This window comes from Prochlorococcus sp. MIT 1341 (assembly GCF_034092415.1).
Classification (GTDB): Bacteria; Cyanobacteriota; Cyanobacteriia; order PCC-6307; family Cyanobiaceae; genus AG-363-P08.
This window is the reverse complement of sequence record NZ_CP139304.1, coordinates 61,147-77,665: the sequence shown is the minus strand read 5'-3', so window position 1 is coordinate 77,665 and position 16,519 is coordinate 61,147. Positions and strand designations below refer to the sequence as shown.

Below are 16,519 nucleotides of genomic sequence, written 5' to 3'. Positions count from 1 at the left end.
TGTTTTTATTAAAATGCTGTCTTTGAAAGAATTTAAGGCAAATTAAATTGACTCAGCTCTAAAGATCTAGAAATTTCACATGCCCTTCTTATTCCTGTAGTTCCCTTCCATCAGCTTTCATGTCAGCGATTGGATCAACACACTTTGCTCGTTGAATTCTTGGAGAGGGAGATTGTCCTTGCAAATCCTTCATCCACCCCCTACGAGCGACCTCATACAAAAACATTGCTGTTGCTACTGAAGCATTCAAACTAGGGGTAACGCCTCGCAATGGGATTCGAACAAGCTGATCACAATGTCGTCGAGTCAAAAGTGACAGACCCTTCTCTTCTGAGCCAGTAACAACCACCAAAGGACCCTCCAAATCAACCTCAGAAAGAGTTTGACCTCCATCCTCTGCAAGCCCAACCACTCGATATCCAACTTCCTTCAAGACTTCCAATGATCGATTCAAATTAACCACCCTTGCTACAGGTAAATGCTCAAGGGCTCCAGCGGCAACCTTTGCAACTGAACCAGTCAATCCTGCACTACGTCTTTGAGGAATAATCAATCCATGAGCCCCAAGGGCTTCAGCTGAACGAACAATTGCACCTAAGTTTTGTGGATCAGTTAATCCATCCAAAGCCAAAAGCAAGGGAGACTCCCCTAATCCTTGACAGCCTTTAATCAAACTTGCCAAATCAAGAGTTTCAGTGGCTGCTGTTTGCAGAACAATGCCTTGATGGACAGCACCCCCAGTTAATTGAGCTAAACGAGACCAAGTAACTTCCTCTACCAAAACTCCTGAGGACTTAGCCTCTCTTAGTAGCTGAAGAAATTTTGGAGCACTTCTCAACTCCGAAGTACACCAAATTCGATGTATGGGCCTACCAGCTTCTAATGCAGTCTGAGTAACATGTCTTCCCCAAAGAAAATCATCTCTAGGGCTAGAAGCAAAAGTTTCAACTTCTGGAGGGAACTGAGTCTCCGAGACCTTCTTTAAAGAGTCTGAACCGTCAAAAGTTCTTCCTTTTCCAACGGTTCTTCTACTAAAGGCGGCTCGCGTTCCTCGGACCTCTTCTTTTCCTCGAAATGAACTTTCATTCCTATTTCTACCTTGAGATGTTGATCTACCTCTAACGCGTCCTTGCTGTTCAGGAAAAGACTGACTTCGTTTCTTGCCTGCATTCTCTTTTGAAGACTCTGAAGGAAACTCAGTATTCCCTTGATTATCTCTAGCGCGATAAGAATCACCTCCGCGATATGGCCTTCTATTGGAAGTTCCGTTCCTCCCATATGAAGATCCATTTTCATTATTCCGCCCTCTTCCAGAACGTGCAGAGCGACGGGTGGATCCAGAATATTTAGGGGATCTTTGACTCATTGATCTAAAAACTTATTGAACAAGAGGTTATGCCTCATCTAGTTGGTCTAAAAGCTGCGCAAGACGCGAAGGATCCTTCAAAAAGAGCCATCCAACCATAGTCTCAAATCCTGTGGCTTTGCCATAGTCGGCAGCATCCGCATTACGAGGACCTCTACCGGCTTTATTACGGCCTCGTCGAACAAGCTCCTTTTCAAATTCATTCAAATGTGGTTCTAACCTTTTAAGGGCTAAAACCTGAGCCCCTGCACGAACTTCTGAAACAACAGAAAGGTGTAAATCCATTGTCCTTCCGGGTTTTTGACAATGGCGCAATCTCTGATGCAATTCCCATACTGAGTCTCCCAACCAGGCCAATTGCAAAGGTCCCAAATCATCTGGACAACCAAAAGGCTGATTATTCCGAAGCCACTTACTCAAGCTGTTAATTGACGAAATGCGGTAGGCAGATCCTTTACCAGATGAAGGAACTCCTCAAGACGAACAAGTTTTACAGTTTGAACAACTCTTGCATTTCCAACAATCTGAAATGAACGTTTTTGTAAGTTGCATTGTTTTGCGGTCTGCACTAATGCACCCAAACCAGATGAGTCGAGGAAATCAACTTTGCTCAAATCGATTACCACTGGAGCCGAATTAGTGCTCAATACATCGTCCACATAAGTAATGAACTGCTTTTCAGAGTAAGCATCAAGCTGACCAGTAAAAGAGAACAGAAGACATCCCTGACGACGTTCAAAGCCACCACGCAATGAAACTGTTAACCGTTGTAATTCCGTTATGGGATTAATCCCCCTGGAGGCATTGGCAAGAAGTGTAGTAATTAAGAGCGCTACAAACCACTCTTCAGCGACGTTCTGCCATAAGAGCTACAAATCTAGAAAAGTGATGATCCGCATCATGCGGTCCAGGACTGGCTTCTGGGTGATACTGCACTCCAAAAATTGGACGGTCACGAAATGCAATTGCTGCAACAGTTCGATCATTCAAATTCAAATGCGTAATCGATACAAGGCTTTTTGGAAGGGAATCAGCATCTAAAGCAAATCCATGATTTTGACTAGTTATTTCGACTCTTCCGGATGTACCACAAGGATGATTTAAGCCCCTATGTCCGTATGGAAGTTTGAAAGTACTGCCTCCAATTGCAATACCAAGAATCTGATGACCAAGGCAAATCCCAAACACAGGAAGATTACTTTGTTGAATTAATTCTTTTGCAAGAGAAATCCCCTGTGTAACTGCTGCAGGATCGCCAGGGCCATTTGAGAGAAAAACCCCCTCGGGCTTTTCTCTCAAGACCTCTTTCAAAGCTGAATTTGCAGGGACAACAGTGACCGCACACCCATGAGCCACAAGTCTTTCCAAGATTGATCTTTTAATTCCAAAATCAACTGCTACAACCTGATAGGGCTCAGTTTTTTCCATTATTAGTCTTCTGTCAAATTCAATATTGCAAACTGAATTCCATTTATACGAAGATTTTGTTGTGACTTTCTGCGCAAGATTCAACCCCTCCATTGGAGGAGCTGCTCTCAATAGCTGAAGTATTTCCTTTGACGATGATCCATCATTACTTATTGCACCATTCATCGCCCCAGCCTCACGAAGGTGTTTTACAAGTGCTCGTGTGTCAAGGTCGCAAATCCCAACAACATCATGAAATCGAAGCCAATCCTGAAGTGAATCCTTACATCTCCAACTACTGGGTGTATCGGAAACACACCTTGCTATAACACCTTTGACCTGTGGACTGGCAGCTTCTTGATCCTCAGGGTTAACTCCTGTATTTCCCAATTCTGGATAAGTAAAAGAGACCAATTGCCCCGAATAACTTGGATCAGTTAGAACCTCTTGATAACCAGTCATTCCTGTATTGAAAACTACCTCACCAAGAGCAGTTCCAATATGGCCAAAAGCTATACCTTCAAACAAGGTGCCATCAGCAAGCATTAAAAAGGCATTTTGTTTTGATGAAGTTCTCATCAGTAGTGAAAAACTAAGTTTTCAGGACAAAATTCTTGCAAAGTAATTATCCTAAAGAAGTGCTTTCTGTAATTGCTCAAAGCGGCTCCAAGGGGTTCCTTTTGAAAGAGCATCCTTAGCGATCTCAAAACCTTCTTGAAAGTCATCCTGAAGCCTGGCTGCCCAAAGCACTAAAGAAGTATTTAAAGCAACAACATTTCGTTGTGCATCTGTACCAGCACCTTTAAGGATAGAAGAAAGGATGTACTTATTAGTCTCAACATCTCCTCCTTTCAGATCTTCCATGGAAAAGGTCTCAAGATTTAAATCGGAAGGGTCTAACATCAGTTTCTTGACAATGCCTCCGTCTAGCAAACGTAGATGATTTGGGCCAGCCAAAGAAGCTTCATCAATACCCCCAGCACCGTGAACAACAACCGCTCGCCTAAGACCTAATCTATTAAGTGCTTCTGCCATAGGATCCAACAATTCTTCTCGAGCGACCCCAAGCACTTGCGAAGCTGGTCTTAAGGGATTAACCAATGGCCCTAATAAATTAAAAACAGTTCTAATCCCAAGATTTTTTCTCAATGGGGCCAGATTAACCAAGGCAGGATGCCAAGCAGGGGCAAAAAGGAAAGTAACACCAGTTTGAGGAAGAGCTTCCACAACCTTTGAAAGAGGGGCCTTTAGATGAAGCCCTAGGCCTTCGAGCACATCAGCAGAGCCAACTTTTCCACTGGCACTGCGATTTCCATGTTTTGCAACGTTAACCCCACAAGCAGCCGCCGTAAAAGCTACGGCAGTGGAAATATTAAAAGTATTCGCTCCATCACCCCCTGTTCCACATGTGTCAACCATGTCGATTTTGGGGATTTCACAGGGCAAGGGACAAGCATTCTGTAAAACTCTAGCCATCGCTGCAAGCTCCTCTCCTGTTAATCCTTTCATTCTCAGAGCTACAAGCATTGCGCCAGTCTGAACAGGACTTAATTGCTCCTTGAGCCAGGCATTCATGACACTAGACGCCTCGAATTCAGAAAGATTCTGTCCTGAAATCAAGTGTTCAAGTGTGATGGGAAAAGAAACTGAGGAATAGGTCATCGGATCAGAAAAAAAACCCGGGTGCATCGCACTCCGGGCCTGGTGATGGGGACATTATCCACTATCCCTTAAAAACAAGCCTGTGGCGAGGTTAGTAAACACCTATCAATTCCGAATCAACTAACTCCATCATCAGCAGTATCAAAGCCTGAGCCAACTGAATCCCCAGATGACTTGCCAGGTCTATAACCCTTAGCCCAAACCTTTCGAACTCTTTCATTTAAAGAATCGCGATCAAGGCCCCAAAGATTTAATGTCTTATTCATATCTTCCTGAAGATCAATCGCTCCAGGAAACCCATCAAAACGGATCAAAAGTCTAGCCAAATCAACCAAATCCTCTTCACTAGGTGATTGCTTTGCTAAAAGTCTGTCAACAAGATCCCTGTCTACCTTATAAAGAGGATGACTCTGTTCATGCTGACCCTGCAAACCGCTCATTGAATCAGCCCCAAAAAGGCCATTGAAAACTCAAAACCATTTAAGAATTTCATTACCAACCAAACAAAAGCATGAAAGGATTTCGCTTTGATCTTATCTACCGTTATCTAAAACCTCATCGAAAAAAAATCCTATTAGGAGCCTTGGCTCTTGTCTTAGTGAACATTCTAAGCGTAACCATCCCAATGGAAATTAGGGGCTTAGTCGACAACTTGCAAGAAGGTTTTGAAATAAAATATCTTATAAATAAAGCTTGGTGGATTGTGCTGCTAGCCAGCAGCATGGCAGTAGTAAGGCTTATCTCTAGACAACTTGTTTTTGGTGTTGGTCGCCAAGTGGAAGTGGAAGTGCGCCAAAAATTATTTGATCACATGCTCACACAAGAACCTGGCTGGGTACAGAAAATCGGAAGTGGTGAAGTAATTAGCAGAGCAACAAGCGATGTGGAAAATATACGAAGGCTTCTGGGTTTCACCATTCTTAGTCTAACCAATACGATTCTCGCCTACTCATTTACTCTTCCAGCGATGCTAGCCATTGATCCTTGGCTAACTGCTGCAGCAATATCTCTTTACCCCCTCATGCTTGGGACAGTAAGTCTCTTCGGAGGAAGAATGGTAAAACAACGAAGACGTCAACAAGAAACGCTTGCAGACCTAAGCGAACTAATACAAGAGGATCTCTCGGGAATAAGCGCCATAAAAATTTATGGCCAAGAAAATTTTGAGCAGAATGCTTTCTCTAAAAAAAACAAAGCCTATAGAGACTCAGCGATCAATGTTGCGCGAACAGCAAGCACCCTTTTTCCTCTTTTGCAAGGAATCTCATCAATCTCTCTACTCCTAATCATTGCAATTGGGAGCTCAAAACTTCAACAAGGTAGTCTGACTATTGGAGGGCTTATTGCTCTCATCCTTTATGTAGAAAGGCTTGTTTTTCCAACAGCACTTTTGGGTTTTACACTAAACACCTTCCAAGTAGGACAAGTAAGTCTTCAAAGAGTTGAAGAACTTCTTCAAAGGGAACCCCTTATTCGAGATAGTCAAAAAGCAATTTCACTAAAAACGAAAATAAAAGGTCGCCTTGAAGCCCGTGGACTCACTGTGCAATATCCAGATAGCAAAAGGGAGATCCTATCCAATATAAGTTTCAGCATTGAGCCTGGAGAACTGATTGGATTAGTTGGACCAGTGGGATGTGGCAAGACAACACTTGCAAGAGTTCTAGGTCGCATGGTGAGCATCCCAAATAACCAACTATTCCTTGATGGGCATGATATAAATGAACTCTCTCTAAATGACCTAAGAAAAAATATTTCCCTTGTACCCCAAGAAGGCTATTTATTTACAAGTACCCTGGCTGACAATATTAAATATGGAAGCCCTCAAGCTTCTATAAAACAAGTTAAAAAGTCAGCCCAAGAAGCCTATTTAATTGATGATGTAAATGGGTTTCCCGATGGTTTCAACACACTTGTAGGAGAAAGAGGCATAACTCTTAGTGGAGGTCAGCGCCAAAGGACTGCCTTAGGAAGAGCTTTATTAATACCATCTCCAGTCATAGTCCTAGACGATGCACTAGCAAGTGTTGACAACAAAACAGCCTCAGGAATACTCGAATCAATTAGAAGTCAAAAAAATAGAACAGTAATTATGATTAGCCACCAGTTGTCGGCTGCTGCTGCTTGCGACCGCATTCTCGTACTCGACAATGGGAAGCTTGTTCAAGAAGGAGTGCACAGCAGCCTTATCTTAAAAGAGGGTCCATACAAAAATCTTTGGGAAAGAGAACAAGCCGTAAAGCAGCTTGATAAGGTTGTTTCAACCAATGAAAGTAAATAAAACTCAAAAGAGTTCAGAAAGGACTAGATACATTTCCCAACATCAGACTAAATGTATATGAAGAAACAATTGAACATCATGTCTCCAGGAACACCTTATTCAATTAAATGCAACCTCACCTTTGGCGACATATATGCACAGGTACTCGCCTGGATGGCCGTTATATTCGTGAGTCTTGCCGCTGGGCTGGGGCTTATGGGTTCCTCTAGACCAGTCTTTGCTCTTGTAGGAGTAGGCCTAATCTTGGTCCTAAGTCTGCCATTCCTGCTATTCGCTTTTGTGACAACACTTTTAAACCACATCCAACTAGAGCCAAACCAATCTGTGTAATCTTGTAAATGCTTCGGAATTTTAATGTTCTCATCCTGGTTCACCCCGAAAAACTTTCGGACGGATAAAGCTGATTCAGAAGCTATTCAAAGGCATGCTGTTCTTGATACAGCTATAAAAAAAACAGTTGAAGATAAGCAAGAAGAAGCGTTTTTTGCATGTGGTTGTTTCTGGGGAGCAGAAAAAGGCTTCTGGAAACTTCCAGGGATTATCACCACAGCTGTTGGATATGCAGGGGGAATAACAAAAGATCCCTCCTATCAAGAGGTTTGCAGTGGAAAAACAGGCCATACTGAAATAGTAAGAGTAGTTTGGGAACCTGAAAAAGTTGATTTCAGCGATCTTCTAAAACTCTTCTGGGAATGCCATGACCCAACACAAGGAGATCGTCAGGGGAATGATCGTGGAAGCCAATATCGCTCAGCCATCTATACAACTCAAGATCAACAGATGAGTCTCGCCTTAGCCAGTAAAGACTATTACCAGCAAGAACTAATTAGCCAAGGTCTTGGTCAAATAACAACTGAAATCAAAGCTAGCCAAATCTTTTATTACGCCGAAGATTACCATCAACAATATCTTGCCAGGCCTGGAAGCAGGCCATACTGTTCAGCAATGCCAACAGGTGTAAAACTAAGCAACTTTCCTAATTCCAGGTATAAACTAGAGGCACATGTATGGGATGAATACGACTGGTCAATTCCCCATTGTGTTCTTCGTAGCAACAACAAGCCAATAAAATTATGAAATTAACTTTTGGGAAAAACTACAATCAATTCTCATGAATCAACTACCTGACCGAACTGTAATCCTAGCCTTAATAGGAACTTTAATACTTGTTTTCAGTCTAATATTCTCTACACGTCCAAGTTCAAACCAAATTGAACCTACAATCCAATGGAGAGAGATGCCTGAATTAAGCTCAGAGATTGAACAAATACGTCTTTAGATTTAACAAGGGATAATGTATAATTAACTTTAAGGTTTTCTACTCGTACCTTGGCAAGATATAAGGAAAAAAGAACTTCTCGTAAGTTAATACCATTGCCGAAAATATTGATCAATATTTACGGGATAATGGCAGTACTTTTAGTTATAATACCAGAAGAAATTGCAAGAATCATCTTAGAAATAAACTCCAAGTCAAGAGGACATATTTTACTTAAAAAAAGCCCAGAATGGGAAGTGAATGCAGAACTAAAAATAGCAACTATGAAGATCAAAGAGCTAAGGCTTTTAGCGAAACATCTACAACTATTCGGATACTCGAGTGAAACTGCTGACAAACTCAGGACAAGAATCCTAAAAAAAATACCTAGCAAACTACCTATATAGGAGAATAAGCACCTAACTCCTTAAGTTAACAACGGCTTGTGATAGCTTGAGTTTACGGGGCGTAGCGCAGCTTGGTAGCGCACCACTTTGGGGTAGTGGGGGTCGTGGGTTCAAATCCCGCCGCTCCGATTTAATTGAAAAGGGTTCCTGTAAAGGAACCCTTTTCAATGTCTTGACCCATTCTTGGTAGAAGTTCAGGATGGATTTTGAAGAAACAATTTCCTGCAAGATATTAACCATCAACATAAAAATTCCTACCCCTAAAAGCTCCTAATTGCTTTGTTTTCCCAAATCTAGTAGCCGCCAAATAACCTTTTAACCACCTATTTACCCTTGAACGTTGACGTGGCGGGACTTCCTGCAAAAGCTGTGACAACTCAACTGCTCCAATTCTTCGTAATTCCCTAGCCTCTACATGCCACAAACATTCTGCTTCTCGAATCAAACGAGCCCAGGTTCTAGCTTGCTGCCAGTCACATAGTCTGGTTTGCAGCGGATCAGAAAGATCTTTTATTTTGTTGGGCAAGTCATCCAAGTGAAACCAACCAATTCAAAAGGAATCCATTACTAGGCTGGCAAAAATTCTGTATAACAACCAAAATCACATGGTCGCTTCACAGTGCTAAAGGAAATCTGTCATTGGAGAACCCATTAGCCGGCCTGAGGATAGTTCTGAGAATCCAAAGATTTGACTGGAAAATCAAGTTTTTCTGCCTCTCTAATTGTCAACCTCTTACTCCAAGCCCCTTTAACGGGATCATTCCACCGGAAACCAGCATTACGGGCGAGATGCCTTTGCTCATATGAGACTTCGGCACGCATTAAAGTTTTTGGCTCCATGCCCTGCCGCAAAAGGGTCTCTAAGTCTTCACATCTAGAAAAGACTTCAGAAAGGTAGATACAGTCGGTCAAGGCACGATGAGCAGACCAAACAGGAACCCCATAGGCCAGTGCTAAATCCCTTACGGAAGGTCTTGGGCGAAGATTTTTCCCCTCAGGCCAGACAATATCTTCCATGCTGCAAACCCATGGTTTTGTAACACGTGGCAAAGGGGGACGACCAAACCATTGACGGTCAAAAGAAGCATTATGTGCAACAACAATGTCAGCCGTTTCTATAAGGGCTTCTAAATACTTCAACCCAAGGGACCATGGTTGAGTAAGTTTTGTCACGGAAGCAGGGATGCGGTTTATATGTTCCGCAGCGTTCTCATCAACAGGAAACAATAAAGATTGCTGAGCCAACACTGCTCGAGAGGAAATATGAAAAAGAATCACTCCAACCTCCAAACATTGATCGGTTTTAGGGTCTAAGCCTGTGGTTTCCGTATCGAGAATCAGCAATGTCTCTGGAAAAAACTGCGTGAGTGCTTCTTTAGAAGGATCTATTGGAACCTTCCTTTGCGATTCAGCAGATTTACCAAGCAGCTCCAACTGATCAGAAGGTGAACTGCTTCCCTTTAATTCCTCCACGAGACAAATAAAGTTAATTGACTTTTATTTTCGCGTATCAATCAAGGGACACGGGCCCTAGAGCTGGTCAGAAAAGTAAAAATGCAAGAAGCCTTTAGCAATAAAAAATTCCTAAAATCTTTTTAAGAAATCGTCCCGACATCATTTTTAGTTCATGGGATAAAAAATTATGTATTAAATTTCTTCGCAGTTAAAGTCTCGGTGATGACAAGTATTTTCCAGAGAACTCACGATCACCTCCCAAGGTTAAAATAAAGAAAATTTATACATATCAACTCATATAATAAAGAGATGCCATCTTGGAAAAGCTTTGGTCAAACCTTGTCACTTTGGCCGAACAGGCCAGTAGGACTAATTGAAATAATTGGGGGGAGCTATCTCGCAAGCAACCCGCAAATCAGTTATAGAAAGCTTATAGAAACACTTGCAAAAAAGGAATTAGCTATTCATGCCTGGAGATACCTACCAGGGTTAGATCATCAGGCTCAGGCAAATCAAGCCTGGAAAGATCTAAGGTCTTGTAGAAAAAAGCTTGAATCAAGGATTGGAGTTCTTCCCCAATCAATCCGCATGGGGCATAGTCTTGGTTGTAAATTACATCTTTTAGCTCCAGACGGAGGTAGAAACAGCAAAGCTTTAATAGCTATAAGTTTTAACAATTTTGGAGCAAGTCGTTCTATTCCTATGCTTAACGAAGCATCAAAAAGGTTTGGACTGTCCGCAGAGTTTAGTCCCAGTCCTAAAGAAACTCTTAGATTAATAAAGGAATATTATGCTCAATCACAAAACATATTGATTAGTTTTACTGAAGACAAGCTGGACGAAACCAAAAGCCTTAAGGATTGTCTTAAAAGCCGTTCTTTTGACTCATCTAAGGAAGTGACCCTGGAAGGAGATCATCTAACACCAGCAAGTGCAGGCATCCGCAAAAGAGTTTTTGGCGAATGGGCAAATGATCCTATTAAACAAAAAACCATTGAGCAAATAGCCTGCATTACAAGAGATTTGTAGCCTTTTTGTTAGGCCCTCAATCGATCAAGAACAGAACGATCTTCCAAGGTACTGGTATCTCCGCTTACTTCCTCACCGGCAGCCAATGCCCTCAAAATACGCCTCATAATCTTGCCACTTCTAGTTTTAGGGAGTGCATCACTACATCTGATCTCATCAGGTTTAGCGATAGGTCCAATTTCATTGCTCACATGAGTTCGCAACTCTTGAACTAACTCGTCCGACACTTCGCTGCCACTCTTCAAAGAAACAAATGCCACTATCGCCTCCCCCTTCAAATCGTCCGGACGTCCAACCACGGCGGCCTCAGATACAGCTGGATGACTCACTAAAGCCGATTCAACTTCCATAGTCCCTAAACGATGTCCAGAAACATTAATTACATCATCTACTCTTCCCATAACCCAAAAATAACCATCACTATCTCGCCGAGCACCGTCTCCTGCGAAATATATAAAACTTCCATCTTTCGGATGGAGATACTCCCAGTAGCTTTCTCGGAAACGCTTTGGATTGCCATGGATAGTTCTCATCATTCCAGGCCATGGGCTCTTTACAACTAAATAGCCTCCCTCATCAGCAGGTACTGTCTCTCCTTGAGCATCCACAACATCAGCCCTAATACCAGGGAGCGGAAGAGTTGCTGATCCAGGCTTGGCTGGGGTCGCTCCAGGAAGAGGGCTAATCATCACTCCACCAGTCTCTGTCTGCCACCAAGTATCAACGACTGGACAGTTACCTCCTCCAATAACATCTCGATACCACATCCAAGCTTCAGGGTTTATAGGCTCACCAACAGTTCCCAACAGTCTCAAAGAACTCATATCGTAGCTATCTGGAACAGCTCGCCCAGACTTCATAAAAGCTCTAATAGCAGTAGGTGCCGTATAAAAGATACTTATTCGATGTTTCTGAATTAATTCCCAAAATGCCCCTGGATTTGAAGGGCGTGGTGCCCCTTCAAACATGACAGTAGTAGCACCATTAGAAAGGGGGCCATAAACGATATAACTATGGCCGGTAATCCAACCTACGTCGGCTGTGCACCAATAAACATCCTCTTCCTGAATATCAAATATCCACTTAAAAGTAGTGTGAGCCCACAGGTTATAACCCGCAGTTGTATGAACTACTCCTTTAGGCTTGCCAGTTGATCCAGATGTATAAAGTACAAAAAGCCTATCTTCGCTCTCCATAGGCTCTGGATCACATTTCTCCGACTGCTCAGCGAGCAAATCATCCCACCAATAATCTCTACCTGACTCAATATGTATTGAGTCTTTTGTACGGCGAACCACTAAAACAGACTCGACAGTGGGACAAGCGTTTTCAGAAAGAGCAGCATCAACAGCTGGCTTAAGAGGGACCTTTTTGTCCTTGCGGAAACCTCCATCAGCAGTAATTACTGCTTTTGCTTCTCCATCCCTTAATCGATCTCGTAAAGCTTCTGAAGAAAATCCTCCAAAAACAACAGAATGTGGTGCTCCAATGCGAGCACAGGCCAACATTGCAATAGCAGCTTCAGGGATCATTGGCATATAAAGAGCCACTAGATCGCCTTTACCTATGCCAATTGATTTAAGAGCATTCGCAGCTCTACAAACTTCAAGATGGAGTTCTCTATAAGAGAACTTCCTAACATCACCAGGCTCTCCTTCCCAAATTAAAGCTGTCTTATCACCTCTTTGAGAATCAAGATGTCGATCTAAGCAATTTAAAGAAAGATTTGTAGTTCCCCCTTCAAACCAACGGGCAAAAGGTGGATTAGACCAATCAAGAACTTTATTAAAAGGTTTAAACCAATCAAGTTCTTTGCGAGCTAAATCTCCCCAAAAGGCTTCTGGGTCTGAATTAGCCTTATTGACCATTTCAAGATAAAGCTCCAAACTACCAATCCTGGCTTTGCTCGAGACTTCTTGAGAAGGTGGAAATACTCTCTGCTCTTGGAGAACAGATTCAATTGAACTGGATGAATTTGATGACATTAGGGAATCAACAATCAATCAATTGCTGCATTCAAGCCATTATCAAAAGAACCCACAGCAGGGTGAAACTCTATTTATAAAAAACTTCGTCTCCTTCTCCCTATGCGCCCACCCAAGGCCTGCCTATTTGACCTTGATGGCTTGCTTCTTGACACTGAGTCGCTCCATGGCAAAGCCTGGTCTATCACTGCAAAAAAGTTCGGGAAAAAGCTAACGAAAGACCAATTATTGGTGTTAAGAGGGCGTAGGAGAGTTGACTGCGCTCTACAAATAACGAAATGGCTTGATAAAACTATCAATCACAAAGAAATCCTTTTCATTCACAAACCCATATCAAAATCGCTACTCAGCCAATCAAAAGCAATGCCAGGAGCTATATCACTTGTAGAAAAATGCTTCGCTCTGCAAGTCCCGATGGCCTTGGTAACTAGTAGCAATGAAGAATCTCTTCAAATAAAAACTACACCTCACCCGTGGCTAAAGCTTATTCAAACAAGGGTGCTAGGCGATGATCCATCCCTTAAAGATGGGAAGCCTTCACCAGAGCCTTATCTTTTGGCTGCCAATAAGCTAAAAGTCAATCCAAATGAATGCTGGGCAATGGAAGATTCTCAAGCAGGAACTGATTCTGCATTGAAGGCAGGTTGCAAAGTTTGGGTTCTTTGCTCTAAGCAAATTAAAAATTCAGATGGAGATAATTCCTCACTTTGCAACCCTACCTATGTCACTCATCTCAATGAAATCTTGGAGAAACTCGAAATAATTTGGAAAGATTAAAAAACTAACAAAGCCTCCCCAAGACAAAATCAGGCAGGTCGACCAAAGCCCTCTTGTAAGAAGAATCTGGCAACCACGTCAAGGCCTCTCGAGATTCTCGTGCAAATCTTTCAGCAAGCTCCCTACTCCTAGGAATCGCATCAGATCCTCTTACGAGCTGAAGAGCTTGTTCTAAATCATCCGCAGAAGTCAACTCTCTCTCAATCAATACTGCCAAGGATGGGTGTTCCTGGAGGGCGAAAAGTACTGGTGCAGTCAAATATCCACTGGCCAAGTCATTAGCTGCTGGTTTTCCAAGCTGCTTCTCGCTACCAGTGAAATCAAGTATGTCATCAACAACCTGAAAAGCCAGTCCAAGCTGTCGTCCAAAATGATGAAGCAATTGCAGTCGATCTTCGGATTGATTACTTAATACACCAGCAGCCTGAGCACTATTGGCTATCAAAGAGGCTGTTTTGCAATAGCTTTTTTCCAAATAATTCTCAAAAGACTGACCTGAGTCATATCTATAAAGACCTTGCTTAACCTCACCGTCAGCAAGATCCATGATGACCCTACTAAGAAGCTTGACGACATCAAGATTATCTAGATTCGCCAGATGCCAACTCGCTTGGGCAAAAAGAAAATCACCAGCAAGAACTGCAACACGATGATTAAAGCGACTATGAACTGTTTCGACCCCTCTTCTTGTTGCTGCCTCATCAACCACATCATCGTGAACCAATGATGCTGTATGAATCATCTCTGTGATCTCAGCCAGACGTCGGTGCCTAGGAGACAGATCACCCCCTTGGGACAAGGCCCTCGAAATCAAAAGAACGATTCCTGGGCGAAGACGTTTACCACCAGCACTAAAAAGATGTTCTGCAGCAGCCTGAAGTATTGGATGTCCTGCTCCAATAAGGCTACGAAGATCTGAGAGCAGGGTCTCAAGATCCAGCTCTACCGGCTCTAGCAGCTCAGTGACTGTAGCCATGCAAACCCTCTCTTCTCCAATCCTAAAAGAAACAGGACCTCTGCTGTAGCGAAACCAGCTCAACCTCTGGACACTCGCCCAACCAATCGTTAGCTCGAGCCGCAAAATTCAGGGGGTCCTTAGTAACGCAAAAACGAGTAGAAGCTAGTGAGTACCTCCGATTGAACCTCCAAACAGGAGGGCCCAGGAATTTATCAAGCTTGTCAGCTAAACCAACAGCAGGATCAATTATCCTAATTTCCTGAGGTAATAATTCACGGAGTAGTGGCTCTAAAAGAGGGTAGTGAGTGCATCCAAGAACAACTTCTTCAACACGAGCCTCTAAGAGGGGGCTCAAATACTTAATTGCAACACGACGTAACTCAACTGAATCGATTTTCCCGTCCTCAATCATTGGCACAAAGGCAGGGCAACTTTGCTCAAAGACAATCTTATCTGAACTAGATAATTCAATTTCAGATTTGTATGCACCCGACAAGGCCGTAGCAGGAGTTGCCAGTACACCCACCCTTCTCTTAGTAATCATCTCTGCGGCAGAACTTATCAAGCTAACCACAGGAACACCAGCTTCTCTTTGCACAATGTCTAATGCTAAAGAATTGGTTGTATTGCATCCCACTAACACAAAAGAAACATTTTGCCCTCGAAGCCAGTGAGTAACTTCTAGAGCTATTTCTCTTATTTCGTTTATTCCTTTGTCACCATAGGGAACACGAGCAGTGTCAGCTAAATACAAACAAGAACTTAAAGGATATCTTCTTAGGACTTGCATAAGCACAGTAAAACCACCAACACCGCTGTCAAAAAGGCCAAAAGTCAACCTAATAAACCTCCTTCAAGTAGTTAAGAATTCCTTTCGCAATAGCAAAAGAAAGTTTTTTCCTATGATCGACCCTTGCAAGCCTTGGAGCATCCAAATCACCAGTAACAAATCCTGCCTCAACTAAAGCAGCGGGCATTGTTGTTCTTCTAATAACAAAAAAACGTCCTTGCCTAACTCCTCTATCTGGACTACCAGGAGAAACATTCAAAACTTGTTCTTGAATGTTCTCAGCCAATTTCTTTCCTCTCCAACCAGAATAGAAAAAAGTTTCTATTCCATTAACTCCACGCTTATTCTTTCTAGAAGCATTTACATGAATACTTACAAAAGCCGAAGCTCTTAAGCGATTAGCTAAAGCAACTCTAGGTGGTAAATCTAAATCCACCTCTTTAGTTCTAGTCATGCTTACCTTTACCCCTTTCGACTCCAAAAGACTTCTAACCTGAAGCGCAATGTCAAGAACTACATCTGTTTCACGTAAACGTCCTATTCCTACAGCTCCTGGATCAGGTCCGCCATGTCCTGGGTCAATTACTACCCTATAAATACCTCTTTTAACTTCCGGCAGTATGGAATTTGTCGAGTAAGTTGCTCTTAAAGGACTGAAATTTCCCTTGGATTTTCTCAGCCAATTAGGTGATCTCAAGGTTCCCTCACCTATCTTTAAAAGTCCATTAGTTGGTATGCCCTTTAAAGGAAGCTCCCAACGGTCTTCAGAAACAGCTACCAATTGCAACTCTGACGAATCAATCACAATTCCAGGTGCAAATTCAATAACTAAGCGAGTAAATCCATAACTAGGTTTTCCTAATCGAATCTCCTTTATTGGTCCAGTACCCTCAATTGTTCTCGGTCTTACGAGCTCGCCTGGAAAATCTATCCAAACCCGATCTCCTCTTCGATGGTCAGATGTCTGAAAAAAAGCCTTTAATTGAGCGTTCCTAGATGTTCTGAGTTGTAAAACTCCGTTGACATCAATAGACCAAGCCGCCAAAGCACTTGCAGCCCTTAATGGAACACTTGAAAGATAAAAGAAGATCGGTAAGAATCCCGCTAAAAGACTGCCAAGTCGACGAGAAACAACCGATTTCAT

General features: G+C 42.6%; 19 protein-coding genes and 1 tRNA gene. 8 read left to right on the top strand and 12 right to left on the bottom strand.

What is annotated here, in order from left to right; all coding sequences use genetic code 11:
- Window positions 1–88: 88 nt before the first annotated feature.
- From rlmB to SOI84_RS00350, 6 genes are all read right to left on the bottom strand, one after another.
- Window positions 89–1,366 carry a 23S rRNA (guanosine(2251)-2'-O)-methyltransferase RlmB gene (rlmB, locus tag SOI84_RS00375; protein WP_320674437.1) on the bottom strand — a complete coding sequence of 426 codons (1,278 nt, stop codon included), beginning with the start codon at window positions 1,364–1,366 and terminating at the stop codon, window positions 89–91.
- A 27-nt stretch (window positions 1,367–1,393) separates the two neighbouring features.
- Entirely contained in the window at window positions 1,394–1,786 is a 393-nt protein-coding gene (locus SOI84_RS00370; protein ID WP_320674436.1) for a Mini-ribonuclease 3, read from the bottom strand.
- On the bottom strand, window positions 1,783–2,118 hold the full coding sequence (locus SOI84_RS00365) for an STAS domain-containing protein (RefSeq protein WP_320674435.1): 336 nt from the start codon (window positions 2,116–2,118) through the stop codon (window positions 1,783–1,785). The genes SOI84_RS00370 and SOI84_RS00365 overlap by 4 nt, the downstream gene beginning before the upstream one ends.
- A 94-nt stretch (window positions 2,119–2,212) precedes the next feature.
- Entirely contained in the window at window positions 2,213–3,352 is a 1,140-nt protein-coding gene (gene carA, locus SOI84_RS00360; RefSeq protein ID WP_320674434.1) for a glutamine-hydrolyzing carbamoyl-phosphate synthase small subunit, read from the bottom strand.
- 51 nt (window positions 3,353–3,403) lie between these two features.
- Window positions 3,404–4,435: an anthranilate phosphoribosyltransferase gene (gene trpD / locus SOI84_RS00355; RefSeq protein ID WP_320674433.1), complete on the bottom strand. Its 1,032-nt coding sequence runs from the start codon at window positions 4,433–4,435 to the stop codon at window positions 3,404–3,406.
- A gap of 116 nt (window positions 4,436–4,551) precedes the next feature.
- Window positions 4,552–4,875, bottom strand: coding sequence for a DUF3288 family protein (locus SOI84_RS00350; protein ID WP_320674432.1), 324 nt, complete (start codon window positions 4,873–4,875; stop codon window positions 4,552–4,554).
- A 71-nt stretch (window positions 4,876–4,946) separates the two neighbouring features.
- On the opposite strand from SOI84_RS00350, the gene SOI84_RS00345 reads away from it, so the two are divergent.
- The 6 genes from SOI84_RS00345 (at window position 4,947) to SOI84_RS00320 (ending at window position 8,510) form a co-directional block, all read left to right on the top strand.
- Window positions 4,947–6,716, top strand: a complete 1,770-nt coding sequence (locus SOI84_RS00345; RefSeq protein WP_320674431.1) for an ABC transporter ATP-binding protein — start codon at window positions 4,947–4,949, stop codon at window positions 6,714–6,716.
- Between the two features lie 78 nt (window positions 6,717–6,794).
- The gene (locus tag SOI84_RS00340) at window positions 6,795–7,046 is read left to right on the top strand and encodes a hypothetical protein (RefSeq protein WP_320674430.1); all 252 of its coding nucleotides are present in this window, start codon (window positions 6,795–6,797) and stop codon (window positions 7,044–7,046) included.
- Between the two features lie 24 nt (window positions 7,047–7,070).
- Window positions 7,071–7,793, top strand: coding sequence for a peptide-methionine (S)-S-oxide reductase MsrA (gene msrA, locus SOI84_RS00335; RefSeq protein ID WP_320674429.1), 723 nt, complete (start codon window positions 7,071–7,073; stop codon window positions 7,791–7,793).
- 34 nt (window positions 7,794–7,827) lie between these two features.
- A complete protein-coding gene (locus tag SOI84_RS00330) occupies window positions 7,828–7,995 on the top strand; it encodes a hypothetical protein (RefSeq protein WP_320674428.1) in 168 nt (55 codons plus the stop codon).
- A 50-nt stretch (window positions 7,996–8,045) separates the two neighbouring features.
- Window positions 8,046–8,381 (top strand): hypothetical protein, encoded by a 336-nt coding sequence (locus SOI84_RS00325; protein WP_320674427.1) that lies wholly within the window; start codon window positions 8,046–8,048, stop codon window positions 8,379–8,381.
- A gap of 55 nt (window positions 8,382–8,436) precedes the next feature.
- Window positions 8,437–8,510 (top strand) — tRNA-Pro (locus SOI84_RS00320).
- 103 nt (window positions 8,511–8,613) lie between these two features.
- Here SOI84_RS00320 and SOI84_RS00315 read toward each other — a convergent pair.
- Together SOI84_RS00315 and SOI84_RS00310 are read right to left on the bottom strand one after the other, a co-directional pair.
- A complete protein-coding gene (locus tag SOI84_RS00315) occupies window positions 8,614–8,907 on the bottom strand; it encodes a hypothetical protein (protein ID WP_320674426.1) in 294 nt (97 codons plus the stop codon).
- 125 nt (window positions 8,908–9,032) lie between these two features.
- Entirely contained in the window at window positions 9,033–9,854 is an 822-nt protein-coding gene (locus SOI84_RS00310; RefSeq protein WP_414153597.1) for a 3'-5' exonuclease, read from the bottom strand.
- 291 nt (window positions 9,855–10,145) lie between these two features.
- Here SOI84_RS00310 and SOI84_RS00305 point away from each other — a divergent pair, with 291 nt between their 5' ends.
- The gene (locus SOI84_RS00305; RefSeq protein ID WP_320674425.1) at window positions 10,146–10,865 is read left to right on the top strand and encodes a DUF1350 family protein; all 720 of its coding nucleotides are present in this window, start codon (window positions 10,146–10,148) and stop codon (window positions 10,863–10,865) included.
- Between the two features lie 8 nt (window positions 10,866–10,873).
- On the opposite strand, the gene acs is transcribed toward SOI84_RS00305, so the two are convergent.
- Window positions 10,874–12,850: an acetate--CoA ligase gene (gene acs, locus SOI84_RS00300; RefSeq protein ID WP_320674424.1), complete on the bottom strand. Its 1,977-nt coding sequence runs from the start codon at window positions 12,848–12,850 to the stop codon at window positions 10,874–10,876.
- Window positions 12,851–12,952: 102 nt separating this feature from the next.
- Between acs and SOI84_RS00295 the strand changes: the two genes are divergently transcribed.
- Entirely contained in the window at window positions 12,953–13,627 is a 675-nt protein-coding gene (locus SOI84_RS00295; protein ID WP_320674423.1) for an HAD family phosphatase, read from the top strand.
- Between the two features lie 4 nt (window positions 13,628–13,631).
- Here SOI84_RS00295 and sds read toward each other — a convergent pair whose 3' ends face one another.
- Genes sds through SOI84_RS00280 form a run of 3 tightly spaced genes read right to left on the bottom strand, consistent with a single transcriptional unit; the run spans window position 13,632 to window position 16,519 of the window.
- The gene (sds, locus tag SOI84_RS00290) at window positions 13,632–14,603 is read right to left on the bottom strand and encodes a solanesyl diphosphate synthase (RefSeq protein WP_320674422.1); all 972 of its coding nucleotides are present in this window, start codon (window positions 14,601–14,603) and stop codon (window positions 13,632–13,634) included.
- Between the two features lie 22 nt (window positions 14,604–14,625).
- The gene (gene murI / locus SOI84_RS00285) at window positions 14,626–15,429 is read right to left on the bottom strand and encodes a glutamate racemase (RefSeq protein WP_320675470.1); all 804 of its coding nucleotides are present in this window, start codon (window positions 15,427–15,429) and stop codon (window positions 14,626–14,628) included.
- Window positions 15,425–16,519, bottom strand: a complete 1,095-nt coding sequence (locus SOI84_RS00280) for an N-acetylmuramoyl-L-alanine amidase (RefSeq protein ID WP_320674421.1) — start codon at window positions 16,517–16,519, stop codon at window positions 15,425–15,427. Before SOI84_RS00280 ends, murI begins: the two co-directional genes overlap by 5 nt.